13 protein-coding genes and 3 pseudogenes are annotated in these 17,550 nt (G+C 67.1%); 4 read left to right on the forward strand and 12 right to left on the reverse strand.

Annotation, left to right across the window (positions count from 1 at the left end; all coding sequences use genetic code 11):
* Window positions 1-49 precede the first annotated feature (49 nt).
* A complete protein-coding gene (aspS, locus tag ACIPYQ_RS17820) occupies window positions 50-1,873 on the reverse strand; it encodes an aspartate--tRNA ligase (RefSeq protein ID WP_401251978.1) in 1,824 nt (607 codons plus the stop codon).
* 158 nt (window positions 1,874-2,031) lie between these two features.
* Between aspS and ACIPYQ_RS17825 the strand changes: the two genes are divergently transcribed.
* Complete coding sequence (locus tag ACIPYQ_RS17825) at window positions 2,032-4,296, forward strand: SpoIIE family protein phosphatase (protein WP_401251980.1); 2,265 nt, start codon at window positions 2,032-2,034, stop codon at window positions 4,294-4,296.
* 23 nt (window positions 4,297-4,319) lie between these two features.
* Entirely contained in the window at window positions 4,320-5,405 is a 1,086-nt protein-coding gene (locus ACIPYQ_RS17830) for an AI-2E family transporter (protein WP_401251983.1), read from the forward strand.
* A gap of 666 nt (window positions 5,406-6,071) precedes the next feature.
* On the opposite strand, the pseudogene ACIPYQ_RS17835 reads toward ACIPYQ_RS17830, so the two are convergent.
* Window positions 6,072-6,213 (reverse strand): annotated as a pseudogene (locus tag ACIPYQ_RS17835) (IS5/IS1182 family transposase); the annotation flags it as partial.
* Window positions 6,186-6,351: pseudogene (locus ACIPYQ_RS17840) on the reverse strand (IS5/IS1182 family transposase); the annotation flags it as partial. The pseudogenes ACIPYQ_RS17835 and ACIPYQ_RS17840, both read right to left, overlap by 28 nt.
* Before the next feature lie 257 nt (window positions 6,352-6,608).
* On the opposite strand from ACIPYQ_RS17840, the gene ACIPYQ_RS17845 reads away from it, so the two are divergent.
* Entirely contained in the window at window positions 6,609-9,542 is a 2,934-nt protein-coding gene (locus ACIPYQ_RS17845) for a BTAD domain-containing putative transcriptional regulator (protein WP_401251986.1), read from the forward strand.
* Window positions 9,543-9,559: 17 nt separating this feature from the next.
* Here the strand turns inward: ACIPYQ_RS17845 and ACIPYQ_RS17850 are convergent, their stop codons facing one another.
* The 3 genes from ACIPYQ_RS17850 to ACIPYQ_RS17860 form a co-directional block, all read right to left on the reverse strand.
* Window positions 9,560-9,712, reverse strand: a complete 153-nt coding sequence (locus ACIPYQ_RS17850) for a hypothetical protein (RefSeq protein WP_401251989.1) — start codon at window positions 9,710-9,712, stop codon at window positions 9,560-9,562.
* A 107-nt stretch (window positions 9,713-9,819) separates the two neighbouring features.
* On the reverse strand, window positions 9,820-10,140 hold the full coding sequence (locus ACIPYQ_RS17855; RefSeq protein WP_401251991.1) for a transposase family protein: 321 nt from the start codon (window positions 10,138-10,140) through the stop codon (window positions 9,820-9,822).
* A gap of 126 nt (window positions 10,141-10,266) precedes the next feature.
* The gene (locus tag ACIPYQ_RS17860) at window positions 10,267-11,319 is read right to left on the reverse strand and encodes an aspartate-semialdehyde dehydrogenase (RefSeq protein WP_401251994.1); all 1,053 of its coding nucleotides are present in this window, start codon (window positions 11,317-11,319) and stop codon (window positions 10,267-10,269) included.
* Window positions 11,320-11,376: 57 nt separating this feature from the next.
* Between ACIPYQ_RS17860 and ACIPYQ_RS17865 the strand changes: the two are divergent.
* Window positions 11,377-11,481: pseudogene (locus tag ACIPYQ_RS17865) on the forward strand (transposase); the annotation flags it as partial.
* 26 nt (window positions 11,482-11,507) lie between these two features.
* On the opposite strand, the gene ACIPYQ_RS17870 reads toward ACIPYQ_RS17865, so the two are convergent.
* The 6 genes from ACIPYQ_RS17870 to ACIPYQ_RS17895 form a co-directional block, all read right to left on the reverse strand.
* Entirely contained in the window at window positions 11,508-12,683 is a 1,176-nt protein-coding gene (locus ACIPYQ_RS17870) for an ATP-grasp domain-containing protein (protein WP_401251997.1), read from the reverse strand.
* Window positions 12,680-13,237: a flavin reductase family protein gene (locus tag ACIPYQ_RS17875; RefSeq protein WP_401251999.1), complete on the reverse strand. Its 558-nt coding sequence runs from the start codon at window positions 13,235-13,237 to the stop codon at window positions 12,680-12,682. Before ACIPYQ_RS17875 ends, ACIPYQ_RS17870 begins: the two co-directional genes overlap by 4 nt.
* Window positions 13,188-14,450, reverse strand: a complete 1,263-nt coding sequence (locus ACIPYQ_RS17880) for a methylaspartate mutase (protein ID WP_401252002.1) — start codon at window positions 14,448-14,450, stop codon at window positions 13,188-13,190. Before ACIPYQ_RS17880 ends, ACIPYQ_RS17875 begins: the two co-directional genes overlap by 50 nt.
* A gap of 13 nt (window positions 14,451-14,463) precedes the next feature.
* Complete coding sequence (locus ACIPYQ_RS17885) at window positions 14,464-14,964, reverse strand: cobalamin-dependent protein (protein WP_401252005.1); 501 nt, start codon at window positions 14,962-14,964, stop codon at window positions 14,464-14,466.
* A 78-nt stretch (window positions 14,965-15,042) separates the two neighbouring features.
* The gene (locus ACIPYQ_RS17890) at window positions 15,043-16,293 is read right to left on the reverse strand and encodes an MFS transporter (protein WP_401252007.1); all 1,251 of its coding nucleotides are present in this window, start codon (window positions 16,291-16,293) and stop codon (window positions 15,043-15,045) included.
* A 10-nt stretch (window positions 16,294-16,303) separates the two neighbouring features.
* Window positions 16,304-17,545, reverse strand: coding sequence for an acetyl-CoA carboxylase biotin carboxylase subunit family protein (locus ACIPYQ_RS17895; protein ID WP_401252010.1), 1,242 nt, complete (start codon window positions 17,543-17,545; stop codon window positions 16,304-16,306).
* Window positions 17,546-17,550: the final 5 nt, after the last annotated feature.

The raw sequence follows: 17,550 nt of genomic DNA on the forward strand, positions 1-17,550 counted from the left end.
GCCCCCTCCCGCGAGGAGAGGGGGCGCCGCCTTCGGCGTTTCAGCGGGTTCAGCCCCGCGGGGACCCGGCGTCCGGGACGACCGCGTCGGAGACGGGCCGCTCCGCCGCCTTCGTCTCGACCGGCTTGCGCAGCGCGATGTTCAGCTCGCGCAGACGGGCCTCCTCCAGCACCGTCGGCGCGCCCATCATCAGGTCCTGCGCGTTGCCGTTCAGCGGGAAGGCGATGGTCTCGCGGATGTTCGGCTCGTCGGCCAGCAGCATCACGATGCGGTCCACGCCCGGGGCGATGCCACCGTGCGGCGGGGCGCCGAGGCGGAACGCGCGCAGCATGCCGGCGAACTCGCGCTCGACGGTCTCCGCCTCGTAGCCGGCGATCTCGAAGGCCTTCAGCATGACCTCGGGCTCGTGGTTGCGGATGGCGCCGGAGGACAGCTCGATGCCGTTGCAGACGATGTCGTACTGCCAGGCCAGGATGTCGAGCGGGTCCTTCTCCTCCAGGTCCTTCATGCCGCCCTGGGGCATGGAGAAGGGGTTGTGCGAGAAGTCGATCTTGCCGGTCTCCTCGTCCTTCTCGTACATCGGGAAGTCGACGATCCAGCAGAAGCGGAAGACGTTCTCCTCGAACTGGCCCGCGCGCTTGGCCGCCTCGACGCGAACGCCGGACATGATCTTGGAGACCTCGTCGAAGTCGCCCGCGCCGAAGAACACCGCGTGGCCGGGGACCAGGCCCAGGCGCTCGGTGAGGACCTTGACGTTCTCCTCGGTGAGGAACTTGGCGATCGGGCCGGTCAGGGCACCGTCCTCGCCGACGCGCACCCAGGCCAGGCCCTTGGCTCCCAGCGAGATCGCGTACTCGCCGAGGCCGTCGAAGAACTTGCGCGGCTGGCCGGCGGTGTCCGGGACGGCCAGCGCGCGCACGTGCTTGCCGGCGAACGCCTTGAACTCCGAGCCCTCGAACACGTCGGTGATGTCGACGAGCTCCAGCTTGGCGCGCAGGTCGGGCTTGTCGTTGCCGTACTTCAGCATCGACTCGCGGAACGGGATCCGCGGGAACGGCGAGGTGACCTCGCGGCCGTTGCCGAACTCGGTGAAGAGCTCGGTCATCAGGCGCTCGATCGGCTGGAAGACGTCCTCCTGCTCGACGAAGGACATCTCCACGTCGAGCTGGTAGAACTCGCCCGGCGAGCGGTCGGCGCGGGCGTCCTCGTCGCGGAAGCAGGGCGCGATCTGGAAGTACCGGTCGAAGCCGGAGATCATCAGCAGCTGCTTGAACTGCTGCGGCGCCTGCGGCAGGGCGTAGAACTTGCCCGGGTTCAGGCGGGAGGGCACCACGAAGTCACGGGCGCCCTCGGGGGAGGTCGCGGTGAGGATCGGGGTCGCCATCTCGTTGAAGCCGAGGGCCACCATCTTGGAGCGGATGGAGGCGATGACCGCCGAGCGCAGCATGATGTTGCGGTGCATGCGCTCGCGGCGCAGGTCGAGGAAGCGGTACTCCAGGCGCCGCTCCTCGTTCACACCGTCGTCGGTGTTGATCGTGAAGGGCAGCGGGGCGGACGCGCCGAGCACCTCGACCTCGGAGACCTCGATCTCGATCTCGCCGGTCGGCAGCTCGGGGTTGACGTTGTCCGCGCCGCGGGAGACGACCTTGCCGTCGATGCGGACGACGGTCTCCTTGGTGACGCTGCTGAGCGCCTCGTTCGCGGCGGTGCCGGGCCGGGCGACGAGCTGCGTGATGCCGTAGTGGTCCCGCAGATCGATGAAGAGGATGCCGCCCAGGTCTCGACGGTTGTGCAGCCAGCCGCTCAGCCGGACGTCGGCGGCGACGTCAGAAGCGCGGAGCTCGCCGCAGGTGTGGGACCTGTACCGATGCATCAGTCATCCAGTTCTACGCGATACCAGGGTGGATTCAACCGTCCCAAGGTTACCGTCCGGGAAGGTGCCGGGTCGGGCACTCCCTCCGGCCTGCGCAAATGCGTCCGGCGGTCCCTCCTGACAGGCAATTTACGGATATGACCTGTAAAGATGGCCGGGTGCGCACCGAGGACGTCCTGGCCGCCATCGCGACGGGCCTGTGGCGATGGGACAACGCCTCCGGGACGGTCACCCTCGACGGTGAGGCCGCCCGGCTCCTCGGGCTGCCCGCGGAGCCCGTGGTGCTGCCGGAGGTCTCCGTACGGTCCCGGTTCCACCCGGTGGACTGGAACGAGATCAACGGGATCGTGAACCTGGCCGTCGCCGAGGGCACCCTCGCCGAGGCCCGGCTGCGGATCATGGACGTGGACGGGCGCGTCCTGCGGACCGTGCGCAGCCGCTCCAAACCGCTGGAGAGCCGGTCCGCCGAGGGCCGCGTGGACTACGAGCTGATCGGCACCATCCAGGAGATCGCCGAGCCGCAGCCCGGCACCACCGCCGCCCACACCCCCATCACCGGCGACTGGCGGCGCTCCCGCGAGGCCTTCCTGCTGGACGCCGGCCGCGCGCTGGCGGAGGCCCGGTCCACGGCCGAGGTGCTGCGGGTCGCTGCCTCGCTGTCCATGCCGGGCTTCAGCCCGGACGGGCTCGCCGTCTTCGGCGTGGCCGGGGAGCGGCTGTCGATCATCGGGCACCACGGGCACGATCCGGGGGACGAGGAGCCCTTCACGGACATGCTGCTGGAGACGGACTACCCGGCCGCCGAGGTCGTCCGTACCGGCCGGGCGATCTACCTGGCCACCCCGGAGGACTACAAACGGCGGTTCCCGGCCACCTGGCCGCTCGCCCAGCGCTTCGACCGGGTGTCCTGGGCCTTCCTGCCGCTGACCGTGGCCGGGCGCACCATGGGCGCCTGGATGGCCGCCTTCAAGCACCCGGCGTCCTTCTCCCCCGACGAGCGGTCCGTCCTGACGACCGTGGCCCGGATGCTGGCCCAGGCGCTCCAGCGCGCCGGGGTGGCCGAATCCGAGCGGGAGCTCACCACCGGCCTGCAGCGGTCGATGATGCCGCAGCTCGGTCCGGAGATCCCCGGCATGCAGATCGCGGCGCGGTACGTCCCGACCGGTGGCGGGCTCCAGGTGGGCGGCGACTGGTACGACATGATCCCGCTGCCCTCGGGCAGGTTCGCGCTGGTCATCGGCGACGTGCAGGGCCACGACGTCCGGGCGGCCGGGCTGATGGGCCAGCTGCGGATCGCCGTACGGGCGTACGCGTCCGAGGGCCACCGGCCCGACGCGGTGCTCTCGCGCGCCTCCCGCTTCCTGGCCGGGCTGTGCGCCTCGCAGGATTCCGACCCGTACGAGGACGCGGGCGCGCGGGCCGCCATGGGCTCGGGGTCCGGCGCGGGGCCGGCCGCCGACCTGGACGCGGACTTCCAGAGCCCGCGGTTCGCGACCTGCCTGTACGTGGAGTGCGACCCGAAGACCGGCATGCTGGAGGTGGCTCGCGCCGGCCACCCCGACCCCGCGATCCGGATGACCGACGGCACCGTCCTGATGCGCCCCACCGCGGGTGGGCTCCCCCTCGGGATCGTCCCCGACACCGACTACCCGACCACCCGGTTCACCCTGGAGCCCGGCGAGACGATGATGCTGTGCACCGACGGGCTCATCGAGACCGGCGGGCACGACCTGGACACGGGCTGGGCGCGGCTGCGCGCGGTCCTGGAGTCCGACACGTACGGGTCCGGGGGCGCGCACGAGGCGGAGGGCGCGGGTGCCGGGCACTTCCAGCCCCCGCACCTCGAAAGGCTGGCCGACCTGCTGGTCCAGGCCGTGCACGGGCCGTCCTCGCACCACACCACGGGTCCGCTGGCCGACCGCCGCGAGGACGACATAGCCGTGGTGCTGCTGTGCCGCGAGGGCGAGGCCTGCGGCTGCGGCACCCCGGTGACGCACCCGGTACGCCCGGCGCGCCGCACGGTGCTGACGGTGGCCCAGGCCGAGCCGGAGCGGATCGCCGGCGCCCGCCGGCAGGTCCGCGACCTGCTGCACGACTGGGCCGACGCCGACCAGGTGGACTCGGCCGTGCTGATGGTCTCCGAGATGGTGACGAACGTACTGATGCACACCGACGGCGACGCGCTGCTGGTGGCGGAGGCGGTCGGCGAACTGGGCGCGCGCCGGCTGCGCGTGGAGGTCGCGGACGGGAGCGACGAGCTCCCGCACAAGCGGCACCCCGGCGAGATGTCCTCCAGCGGCCGCGGTGTGCTGCTGATGGAGATGCTCGCCGACGCCTGGGGTGTGGACCCGCAGGGCGAGGGCAAGTCGATCTGGTTCGAGCTGCACGAGCAGTCGAAGACGGACGCCGACCCCGTGGTGTGAGCCCCGGGCGGGCGGAGCGGGCCGTGGTTGGATACACCGTGCCCAATGCCCCCGTTCCCCTTCTGCCGGAGCCCGTTCGGCGGCTCGCCGCCTGGTGCGGGGTCCTCCTGCTCGTCACGGCGGTCCTCGCCGTCGCCGTCTGGCTGTGCGTGGTCTTCCAGACCGTCGTCACGCCGGTCCTGCTGGCCGTGCTCGGTACGGCCCTGCTCGGGCCGATGCACCGGCGCCTGGTCCGCATGAAGATGAACCGCTCCCTCGCCGCGGCCCTGACCTGCCTCGCGGTGATCGCCGTCGTCGGCGGGGCCGCGTACCTGGTCGTCCTCGCGCTCGTCGAGACGGGCGACGAGATCGTCGACGCGCTGCGGCGGGCCGGCCGGACGCTCTCGGAGCACTTCGGGGCGGTGGGGACCTCCGTGGAGGACATCACCGAGAACTCGAAGGAGCTGCTGGAGAAGTTCGGCGGCACGGCCGCCTCGGGCCTGGTCGCCGGCCTCAGCGTGGTCGGCTCGGTGATCGCGATGGCGCTGCTCGCGCTGGTGCTGATCTTCTTCTTCCTGCGCGACTCCGACCGGGCCGTGGGCACGCTGCGCTCGCTGGTGCCGAGCCGCTCGGGCGACCTGATGGAGGCCATGGGGCGGCGCGCCTTCGACGCAGTCGAGGGCTTCATGCGCGGGACCACCTTCGTGGCCCTGGTCGACGCCGTGCTGATCGGCGTGGGTCTGCTGGTCCTCGACGTGCCGGGGGCGCTGGGGCTGGCCGCGCTGGTCTTCGTGACCGCCTACATCCCGTACCTCGGCGCGTTCCTCTCGGGCGCGGTGGCGGTCCTCGTCGCCTTCGCCGACCGGGGCTGGGCCATCGGGCTGTGGACGCTGGGCCTGGTGCTGCTGGTCCAGATGATCGAGGGGTACGTGCTGCAGCCCGTGGTGCAGAGCCGCACGGTGCAGATGCATCCGGCCGTCGTGATGCTGGCGATCACCGCCGGGGCGAGCGTGGCCGGCATCCTCGGCATGCTCCTCGCGGTACCGGTGACCGCGGCCCTCTTCGGGGTGATCTCGGAGCTGCGGGCCCTCTACGCCAACGCGGAACCCGGGCCCGCGGACCCCGCCTAGGGAACACGTCCTGCGCCGAGGTCCCGTGTGCACTGCAACCACCTGCAGTGCACACAGGTGAACCAGGCCGGATCTGGACCGTCGCCCTGTCCTGAAGGAGGGTCCAGACTCTCCGCACTGCGGCCGCCGCCGGGCTGGGCGGTGACCACCTCCTGGACTCCAGCTCGGCGTTGATGGCCTCGATGCCCACGAGGGTGCGAAACCCCTGTCCGGCCTCGGGGCCGCGCGCGGCCTCCTCGTGCACGCGCTGGTAGCGCGCGAACCCCTCGCGGACCTCGGACGCCTCCTGCTCCAGACGTTCGATCTGCTTGTCCGGCGGCGCAAGAAATCCGGAAATGGCATTCCGGGGTGTGGAGATTCCGAAGGTCTTTTCGTCTCCGGCGAGAGGAACCAGCAGACGGTATTCACAGAGTCGCCCAATGGCATCGGCCGTCCGCTCCGCAGACCATCCCAACGCCTCTCCGGCAGCGGCGGCGCGGAGTAAATTCTGACGGACCGCCAGGCGATAGAGATCCTCGGTGTCTGTCACTCCATGGCCTTCCACCTGGACTTCGTACGCGTCGGTCACGCTCACTCCCCCGAGCCACCAGCTGTACCACCGACGCGGCGACCGCGGCGGTGGGTCTGGAACCTGCACTGCAGTTTCCGGACCCCGACGGGGTGCAGCTCGTAGCGATGGTTGAGGCGGCGGTAACCGGTCAGCCAGGCGCTCGATGACCCACCGGTGACGGCCGAGACGTTCGCTGGACTCGATACCTTTGCGGGCGATCCGGACGCCGATGCGCAGCCGCTGACCAACACGTAAATGATCGCGGCGAAGACCACCCTCGTCATCGATGTCCGCGACGCCACCGCCTTGCGGCCGCACCCGCGCCGGCGGCAACAACGGCCTGGCGATCTCCCACAGGCCCTCCGGAACGATCCGTCCCCACCGTCCACTCCCCATGCCTGCACCAACCATCAACCGGCCATGCAGGACAGGATCTAAGTGCTGTTGACCGGCGCGGCGGATGGCTTATGATCCCCAAACCAAGCCTTTGACCTTGGGTATTCTGCACGGGCGATAGAGGATCGATGACAGTCGCAGGCTCGGGAAAGGATGGGTTTCCGTCCGCACAGGAACCCCGGTTCCATGTACTCGGCTCGCTTGAGGTATGGGCCGGCGACATACGAGTGCGTCTCGGCGGAACCATCCAAGAGCGAGTGCTGGCCACCCTGCTCCTCGAACCCGGGCGGGTAGTACCGATTGCCAGACTGGTTGAGGCCGCCTGGGAGGAGGACCCTCCTGCGACTGCGTCGCACCAGGTGCGCAAGGCTGTCGCCGATCTCCGCCGACGCCTGCCGTCCGGTGGAGAGATGATCAGCACGGACGGCCCGGGCTACCGGGTGATCACGTCGGTCAGCCAACTTGATCTTCTCGATTTCAACGCACGGATCCAGCGAGCGGCACAAGCCGTGGGCGTCGGGAGGCTAACCGATGCCTGCGCAGAGCTGCAGGGCGCTCTCGATCTGTGGCGGGGACCCGTCCTCGCGGGTGAGGGCGGCCCGGTGATCGGCCGCGCGGCAACTGCGCTGGAGGAGCGCCGTCTCGCCGCAGCCGAACAGCTCCACGAACTGCGCCTCGAGCTCGGCGCAAGCAGCGAGCTTGTCGCGAGTCTGCGGGCACTCGTCGATGCACACCCCTTGCGTGAGACGCTGCGCGGCCAACTCATGCTTGCCCTGTACCGCTCGGGACGACAGGCGGACGCCCTGGAGGAATACGGGAAGGTACGCCAGTTGCTCGTCGACGAGCTCGGCATCGATCCGGGGTCTCGACTGGTCAAGCTGTACGAGGGGATCCTGCGGGAGAGTCCGGAGCTGACAGCCCCGCAGGGTGGGCCGCCCGCCACTGCCTCCGGAATGCCGGCTGAGCAACGCGGTCCAGTTTCCACACTGCCGTATGCGCTGCCGGATTTCACGGGCCGGGACAAGGAGCTGGCAATCCTGCTCAGCCGGGTCCGGGCCGAGAGATTGCCAGATGAGCACAGCGCCCGGGTCGCAGCCATCGACGGGATGGGCGGCGCGGGCAAGACCTCATTGGCTGTACGCGCCGCTCACCAGCTGACCGAGGAGTTCCCCGACGGGCAACTCTATGTGGACCTGCGCGGGTTCACCCCCGGTGAGCAGCTCCCCATACCGGCATCGACGGCACTGGACATCCTGCTGCGCGCGATCGGTACGCCGAGCAAGCACATACCCGAGGACCTGCCTGGCCGCACCGCAACATGGAGGTCTGCACTGGCGGGGCGCCGGATGCTACTACTACTCGACAACGCCTCCGACGCCGCTCAAATCCAGCCGCTGTTGGCGGCTCCCCCCGGCTGCCTTGTGCTCATCACCAGCCGGGTGCGGTTGCTCGACCTCGACGGCATCGAGTGGATCTCCCTGGGGCTGATGCCACCCGAGGACAGTGCCACGCTGGTGGCACGGACGCTGGGCCCGGCCCGTGTGAAAGCCGAACCAGAGGCGGCCGCCGAGCTCGCCGAGCTGTGCGGCCATCTCCCCCTGGCGCTGCGTATCGCCACCGCACGGCTGCGCAACCGGCCCCGGTGGACCGTGCGGCATCTCGTCGAGCGACTGCAGGACGAGAGCCGCCGGATGGACGAGCTGAGCTCAGGCGAACGCAGCGTCGCAGTGACACTTCAGTTGTCATATCTGGCCATGGACAACAAGCACCGCGCCGCGTTCCGCGCCCTCGGGTTGCACCCTGGTGATGGCATCGACGCACACTCGGCGGCCGCGCTGCTCGACACCGATGTCCGGGATGCCGAGGACATTCTGGAGCTTCTGCTCGACGTACATCTGCTCCAACAGCCCGGATTGGGCGAGTACACCTTCCACGACCTCGTACGCAGCTTCGCCCAGAGCCAGCACGGACCGATGACGGAACAGACCGACGCGGACGCCGTCGAGCGGTTGCTCAGCTACTACCTGACAGCCACCAACGTAGCCTGCGACGTACTGTTCCCGGGCCGTACCGCCCGCTCGACCGGGATCCCTCGGTATCAGGGAGAGCTCCCGGAACTGGCGGAAGAGAAGATCGTCAGCCTCTGGTTCCGTCGCGAACATCAACGACTGCTGGCGGTCGTGGACCTGGCCGATCGGCTCGGCTACGACCGGCACACCGGCTGGCTGGTCCGCGACCTGGTCTTCCATCTGAATGCGGGTGGTTATTTCGAAGAGTTCCGAGCACTCGGCCGCCTCGCGGTCCAAGCCGCGCGCCGGCTCGACGATCCGGTCCTGTTGAGTATCAGCCTGTCCAGTCTTGGCGCCGCTTGCTGGAAGCTCGGCTACTTCGAGGAGGGCATCAACGTCGCCCGCGAGGGACGCGAGGTCGCGGTACGCCTCGGCGACCGTGACGCCGAGGCGAACAGTGAGTCCACTCTCGGGCTGCTCATGTCGATGCTGGGGCGGTACAACGAGGCCCTTCCCCTGTTGGAGCACGCGGTCGAACTGGCCAGGGAACTTGGCACTGCCCGCGCTGAAGCGGAGACTCAGACGAATCTCAGCTCGCTGTACGCACGATGGGGCCGCTTTCCGGAGGCTGCAGCGTCCGCCCTCCGGGCCCTTGAGCTGGAGCGGGACACCGCGAATCCGGTCAACGAGACCATGGCTCTGGCCGATCTGGCTTTCGCCCAGCTGGGCCTGGGTCAGTACGTAGATGCCGAGGTGAGTCTGAGACGGGCCCGCGAGTTGTGTGACGAGAGCGCGCCGCAGGGCGATGTCGCCCTGGTGCTGGCTCTGTCCGCCGAGGTAGCGCACCGTCTAGGCGACAGTGATGCGGTGTCCGAGCTCGCGGAACGTGCCCAGATCCTCGCACGGTCCGGTGGTACGCCGGTCCGCCAGGCGAAGGCCGAGAACATCCTCGGTCGGCTGCATACCGCACAAGGGCAGTACACATCGGCGACGGCGTTGCACGCCCACGCGCTTGAGGTCGCCTCGGCAATCCAATTCCGCTCTGAGCAGGCGTCCGCGTACCTGGGTCTGGCCCAAGCGGCCGAGGGGCTTGGCGACGGCGCGACGGCTGGGAAGAACCAGCTGGCAGCAGCCGAGTTGTTCGACCTCATGGAAATTCCGGAGGCCGGCCGCAGTCATTGAGGAAGGTGGCGCGGACCTCATGGCTTGGGGGTCGCCGGCCCCTTGTTGTCCGCGAGGATCTGCTGCTCGGCTGACTGGCCGGTTGCGGCGGCCTGCACGGTCGCACTGAGCCCGAGCGCCAGGACGGCAGCCGCAATGATTCCAGTCAGTCTGATCAGCTTGGTGTGCATGGTCCGTCCCCCTGTGGATATTCGGGCGGATAAGGCGCCGTGGCATCGTATCCGTGTTCGACATCCGTGAAGGTGTCACAGGCCGATCCCGGAACGTTCCCGCCCGCTTACCTTGGAGGGAAATACCTGGTCGAGGTTTCCCCGGGTTCGGTGAGAACTCGATTTCGGCGGCGATGTCGGTGACGCCGGCGAGTTTCAGGGTGCCGATGGCCAGATTGCGCCAGGTCGCGGCCGAGCTGTTCCAGCACGTCCGTCGGCGCATCGCTGATCCACCCGCCGACCGCCAGCAGCGAGGTGGCCCCGGTCAGAACCACGCACGCGGCGAGTGCGAGGACGACGGCCAGGGCGTGGCGTACCCCGCGGGAGTCACGCGGATGCGTCGGCAGGCACGGTCTTCCAGTCGGATCACGGGGCGTCGAGAACTCCATGATCTTGAAAGCCCGTGCCTGTTGCGCTCCCGGCCCTCAAGCTGGCAGACCGTCACGAACCGGACAACACAAAACTACGCCGAAGCCCTGAGCCAGACCCTGCGCGGTGTGGCGCTCTTCGCCCTACTACGCGTTGAGCAAGTTCGCCGCGACCAGCTCGGCGAGTTGGACAGCGTTGAGGGCCGCACCCTTTCGCAGGTTGTCGTTGCTGATGAAGAGTATGAGGCCACGCCCCTCCTCGACACTCTGATCCTGGCGAATCCTGCCCACGAAACTAGCGTCCTGGCCGCACGCTTGGAGCGGGGTCGGAATGTCGGACAGCTGGACACCAGGGGCGTGCTCAAGCAACACGGATGCGCGTTCAGCGGAGATAGGACGGGCAAACTCCGCATGCACCGCGAGGGAATGGCCGGTAAAGACCGGGACCCGGACACAAGTCCCGGCGACACGCAGCGACGGCAGGCCAAGAATCTTCCTGCTCTCATTGCGCAGCTTCTGCTCCTCGTCCGTCTCGGCGGATCCGTCGGTCGCAATCGAACCGGCCATCGGCACAGTGTTGAAGGCGATGGTTCTGGCGAATTTCACCGGAGGTGGGAAGTCCACCGCTGCCCCGTCGATCGCCAAGCCGGCTGCTCGGTCGATCACTCCGCTCACCTGAGACCTGAGCTCTTCCACTCCGGCGACCCCGCCGCCGGACACCGCTTGGTAGGTGCTCACAGTGAGCCGCACCAGACCAGCCTCGTCATGCAACGGCTTGATCACTGGCATCGCGGCCATCGTCGTGCAGTTGGGATTGGCTATGATGCCGCGTCGCGCCTCAGACACAGCCTCCGGGTTGACCTCACTGACCACCAGTGGCACATCGGGATCGCTCCGAAACGCCGAGGAGTTGTCGATGACGACGGCTCCGGCCGCCGCGAACCGGGGTGCCAGTTGCAGTGCTGTTGCTCCTCCGGCGGAGAAGATGGCGATGTCCAGGCCGGATGGGTCTGCCGTTTCGGCGTCTTCCACCACGATGCTGTCGTCGCCCCACGGAAGCCGTAGACCCGCCGATTTCGCAGAGGCAAAGAAGCGCAGCTGTCCGATCGGGAAATCACGCTGCCGAAGGATGCTGCGGATCACTACTCCAACTTGCCCGGTCGCGCCCACTACGCCGACTCGGAGACCTTGAGCGGCCATGACTGCCCTACTTTCTTGTCTTGGGTTCGAACTGGTCACTCGTAATATCAGCGGGACCACGACCAGCCGGTGGTCTACATCACCGGCCTGACCGTGCACCGCGCGTCGGCCTCCTACCGGGGCGAAGGCAAGACGGACGCCAAGAACGCCTTCGTCGTCGCAGCGGTGTTGGTCTACGTGGAATGCGGCTAAATGGTGGTGACGACCAGTGTCTGCTGGACGAACGTGATGGCACTCTCGAGCTCGGAGGAAGACGGAGCGGCCAGCACGATCTCGCCCGTCCGATGACCCGAACTCCGCACCGCCAGGACCGTGTCCCCGGGCTCGACCTCCACGCCCGCCTGGAGCACCGACGGGTGACTTCGCACTGCGTCCAGACCGCGGATGTCCTGCACCACACCCGGTTCCGAGATGGTGAAGATGCTGGCGGCATGCCGGAACGGGCCAACTGGCGGTTGGGGCAGCGGCATCCCCACGGCCATCCGGACCACCATCTCGTACCAGTCAATGCCGTACGTGGCACCAAGGAGATCCATCAGATAGTCGCCCGGAGTTCGGACCGCAACCTCGATGGGAACCGGCCCAGCGGCGGAGAGGCGAAACTCCATGTGCACCAAGCCGGTCCGCATCCCCAACGCGCGCAGCACCCGGGCACCGGTATCGGCTACCTGACTGGCGATCGGTTCCGGCAGGTGTATGCCCGTGCGATGACCCACCTCGACAAACTGGGGCGGCCCGGTGGTTTCCTTGGCGGTGATGTTGGCAAACCACACCTCGCCGTCGCGGACCAGTGCCTCCCAGCTGTACTCCGGGCCGTCGATTGCCTCCTCCACGATGACCCGCTCACCGGCGCGGGCCTGCGCCACGGCACGGAAGCTCTCGGCATCGGTCACCAGTTCCACACCGTCGCTGCCGGCGGAGGACAGCGGCTTGACGATCACCGGCCAGCGCTCGGCGGCCCAGGCCATCTCCTCGGCGAGGGAGTCGGTCACGGTGTACGCCGGCTGAGTGACCCCGGCCGCGGTGAACAGCGCCCTCTGCAGCGCCTTGTTCCGAGAAGCCGTCGCGGCGTGCAAGGACGGCCCGGGGAGACCGAACCGATCCTGGATCATGGCCGCGACGATGACCTGGGGCTCGTTGAAGGCGATGACGCCGTCGAACGGACCGTCTTGCAGGGCGAGGCAGGCGCCCTCCATCCAGTGCTCGTCGAGCTCGCCCCGGGCCGGCGACACACTCGCCGTACCCGTCACCTGATCGGCGCGGGAGGCCGCCTCGACAGCATGGACGCTCACCCCGAGTCGACCTGCAGCGGCGACGTACGGCCGGCCCATCTGGCCGACCCCGATCAGCATGAGCTTCTTCACAGGGCTCCCTCCAACACGGGCAGCGACGCGCCATGGTGAGATGACCAGGCGCTGTATTCGCCGCGGCGGTACAACAGCGGGACGCGGGGAAAGACAGCGGTGCCTTCCACCCGGGCGGTGAAGAGCCAATGGTCGTCAGCACGGGTGGTGCTGACGATCCGGCACTCGGCGTAGCTCAGGGCGATATCCGTCAAGAGCGGTGCCCCTGCCGCGAGGGCGGAGGGCTCCCAATCCACGTGCGCGAACTTGTCGGCTGCCTTGCTCGCGAACAGCTCCGATGCCGACTGGCCCTCCACCGAAAGGAAGTTCACCGCGAACGCCTGCGAGGCGACGATCGCCGGCAGCGTCCGCGAGCCCGCACCCACCGAAATCAGTAGCGAGGGCGTCGCTGCCGACACCGCGCACACCGCATTGCTGGTGAAGCCGAACGGGGTGCCGTCCGCACCCATTGCGGTCACGATTGCGACCGGGGTGGGAAAGGAACCGAAGAGTTCCCTGAAGCGGCTAGAACTTTCCATCATCGCCCTTCTCTCTGTTTGACTGACCGTGGTCATAGCGATGGGCGACATGATTCAACATACGGTAGAGATCGCTCGACTGGAGCTGTCCCATCGCATTCTGTCGTACCGATCCCCGGAATGGCAGATTCCCGATGTCTCCCCATTTGAGGGCACCCTGATCGTCCAGCACACACGTTGTTCTGTTCTGGTTATCAGCGTGCAGACAAAAGGGAATGTCGAGCAGTCCCAATGCGAAGGCACGGGTGAGTGCCGCGCCAATATCGGCGTCCAGATTGAGGACTGCTTCGATCAAGCATCGGGCTTCTTCCATTATTTCATCGAAGTATTCCTTTTCCTGCGGTCCGGCAGCTACCCGCGGCCCACCGGCGGCAGCGGATGCCACCCGCAGTGCGTCCAGGTTTTCTGCCACGCTCGGTATTTGCCACGCCTCGGCCACCGTTTTCACAATGAGGCGTTCACAGTGCGTATCACGGGCTAGCCGCGCGCTGCTGCGAATCAGCTCCGTGGCACCGTCAGGAGTACTTGGAAACAAGCCCATGTAGTTGTAGAGGACGACATGCCACGTGACCGAAGGAAGATACTCCTGCGCCAAGGTCCGCAGCACGCGCACAGCCGCTCTGTCCTGATCGTCGTGCGTCCCCTGTGCGTAGCTCAGCGACATGGACCGCACGCCGTGCTGTGCGAAGAACAGTCCTTCGAGCACCGTCATGGCGATCAGCAGCGACGGCGGGCACAACTGCCCCAGCAGGCACCCTCCGAAGCTCTCAATATGCCCGTGCTCCACCTCGCCGGCGAGGTAGCGGCAACTCTCGGCCCACGCCGATACCGCATGCTCAAGCGGGAGACGGCTGTACGGCAGGCAGTAGGAGACCGGCCCGCCTTCCGTCGTGTCCAGGCCGGCGAGCACCAAGCTCTCGATCACCCGCAACGGCAGGGCAGTGCCGTGCCGGACTTGAATGGGAAACCCGGGCCCGTACAATCCGGCGAGCATTTCTCGGGTTTTGTCCATCGGGTGGGAGACGATGGGGTACCCGTTGAGTTCCTCCCCCGCCCTCAGCCGCTCGATTGAGCTCACATGGTCGCCGACGCGGGTATAACTGTCGACGGTGATGGTTCCGACGACCGGGATATCGAGGTCATGTACGTCGCGCAGGCCCGCGCGCATCGTAGCGATGTTGCCGAACCCCATCCGGGGCTGCACCACCAGGGTTTCGCGTCGGCGGGCGTCGGCAATGAACCGATCCATGTAGCCGGACATGCTATTGGGCCACGGACAGGCTGGCGACGCGCCCGTCCCACGGCGCGACCACCGGCATGCTGGGCTGCCAGGCAGCGAACCCGTAACGGGCGCCGAAATCCAGGAATTCCCGGAAGCGATCGATGGCATTCTCACCCAGGAAGACGTCGGTGCAGCCCTGGGAGAGCAATTCCCGGCGCACCCGATCATTGTCTGACGGTGCAGTGGTGAGTTTGCCGCCCGCGACACAAGGAACGTTGATGCCGGCTCGCTCGAGCTCCGTCAGAACGACGCTGGTGCCGTAGTAGCCATGACCGTTGATGCTGGAAACCACAAGCAGATCCGGCTGAAAGTCGTTGACCTCCTTGACGACCAGTTCTGCGGGCGTGCAGCCGCCTAGATTGCGAACCTCTCCGCCATTCTCAGCAATGAACTTCTCCAGATAGATGAGGTTCCAGAAATGAGAGTCGGATTCGACAGTGGTCAGCAGGCAGCGAAAGGCTTTGCCTTCCCCAATGCTCATGGTACGGGCTTCCTCTTATGTGGAAAGTGCGAAACTGAGCGAACGTATCGTCAGCAACGAATAGAATGGAGACGTTGCCTAACTGTTCAATGCGCGATGGAAGGAACGCATCGTCAGCGGGAGCAGGACGGCGGCAACTCCACTCAGCGCGATCGCGGAAATCGCGATAAGCGGTTGCGGCCCGAGACTGGTGCCGAGGCCGGCCAGCAGCAGTCCACCGAGCGGTGCCGCCAGGAGATTGATCATGTAGAACGGCCCCATGACCTTGCCCAGATGCTCCGGCGCGATCACCCTGATCCGCTGGGTGCGGTTGTAGACATTGAAGTAGGTCACCCCGACCATCGCCACGACAAAAGCCGGACCGTAGATCAGCAGCGACGGCGCGAAGCCGAGCACCACCAGACAGGCACACAGGATGGCGAGTCCGACCACCCCGATCACCCTGACGTCGAAGAAGCGCAGCAGGAACGGGATGGCCAGCAGGTTGACCAACCCGACCACGCCGATACAGACATTCAGGAGAGCGAATGCCGATTCCGGGCCGTCGAATACGTCGGTCACCAACGCCGCATTGGCGCTGAGCGCCGTGCCGAAGACCAGGTTGATCGAGAAGTTCAGACCGGCCAGCAGGACCAACGGCTTGCTCCTGGCCAGAAGTTTCCAGCCCAGGCCGAGCTCGGCCATGGTTTCCCTCGCCGTGCCGGGCTTTGCGGCCCTCGGTCCGCGGGGTATCGGCAGCCAGCAGCAGGCAGCGGCCATGAACACCGCTGCGGCGACGCCGAGGAGCATGGTCTTGTCAAAGAACATCACGCCCAGCAGCGCGAGCGCGGGGCCGACGGCCATCGCCGAAACCTCCATGCTCTGGACCAGCCCCTGCGTTTTCGGCAGGTCATTGCCCGTGGCCACTTGTGGCACGACCTTCTCGATCGCCATGTGAACCGGCGCCAGGAGCAGGGCGAGGAGCGCTCCGCAGGACATCAGGATCGGAGTCTGCCAGTCCGACAGCAGCAGGCAGCCGGCCAGGGCGAGGATGAGAACGACCGACCGGCCGGCGGTGACGACAGAGAACAGCCGGGGACCCCCGTCCCGGTCGGCCATCAACCCCGCGAACGGATATGCCAGCAACGCCGGAAGCCATTCGATGGCATAGGCGAGGCCCAGGAGGGCGACATCGTTTGTCTTCTGGAAGATGAGCAGGGGAAGGGCGAAGAGCACGACCTGTTCTGCCACAGCGCCCAGCAAGACCCCGGTCAGGAAGAGGGGGCGTTGCCGGTTGGCGCGGTTCACCACTGGCGGAATCGGCGTGACGGTCTTTACTGGCGACGACATCTCTCCCCCTTCACACCGGAAGCAAACTGGTCTCAATACGGAAGTTTTCAATGATGTGCTGAATGTCCGCTTCGACTTGTGCTTCGTCCCCGACGAGGATGTACCGCCCGCTGTGGATCGAGTCATAACTGCCGTCCGGGTCCAGCACCTCCCCCGGGCTGGGCACGAGTTCGCGCCAGACCGTCGGGACCGAGGACCGCATCGAGGTCCGATGGAGCACCTTGGCAGGAAGCTGGTCAGGCTTGGGAATGATCAGCCAGCCACCGGACGGGTCCGACGTCTTGGCCGGGAGGGAAACGGGCTCTCCGCAGATCGCCTGCAGCCAGACCCAGCTCAAGTTGACGCCGAAGAGCCGGTTGATGAGATGCGGCACCTCGGCACCGCCGACACGTCCGGCGATCTCCAGGAAGACGATCTCTTCGTCCTGGGTCACGAAGAGTTCCAGGTGAATCGCCATTGACCTCATATTGAGCGCGGCGACGCAGGCCCGGGCGAACTCTTCGATTCTTTCCCTCAGCGCAGATTCCTGGACGACCACCGAACCGAGTGGTTCTCCCGACGTCTCGAACGCAAGGCAGTCGTTGATGTAGCGGGACACCACCTGGAAGGGCACCCGCGCCTCGTGGTCGGCGAATCCGTCCACGTGGTAGACGGTCCCATCGATCAATTCTTCGATCTGGTAGTCGGCACTGTCGACGCTCTCCAGCCACGACCGGAGCGACGCTTCGTCCGCCACGCGGTGTACGCCCTTGCTGGCCGCGCCGGCGACCGGTTTGAGGATCAGGGGGTAGCCGATGTCCAGGGCGACCCGTGCGGTCGTCTCCACATCCGCGCACGGGGCGAACCGAGGCACCCGTACACCCGCGTCGGCGAGGAGCTGCTTCATGGTCAGCTTGTTTCGATAGGTACTGACCTCCGCCGGTCGCGGACCGGGGATCTCCAGTTCCTCGCGGACCTGGGCAGCCACTTCCAGCAGATACTCCGACAGCGCCACCAGGTGATCGACGGGTCCGACGCGGTCGGCTATTCCCCGTACGGCGGCACACACCGCGGCGAGATCTGTCAGATCTTCGAGAATGACGAAATCCGCGATGTGCGAACGATCGGCAAGGACTCCGGTAGCCCCTTCTGCGTCGACCACATAGCTGATCTGGTGCCGGTCATGGTCGAGATCCTCGAATCGCTCAAGTTCGTTGTCCCAGCGCCGTTCGTCGGAGAACCTGGGCCAGCGGTTGAGCACCACGATGTGCATGGGAT

The sequence above is a fragment of the Streptomyces sp. NPDC090045 genome, from assembly GCF_044747975.1.
Taxonomy (GTDB): Bacteria; Actinomycetota; Actinomycetes; order Streptomycetales; family Streptomycetaceae; genus Streptomyces.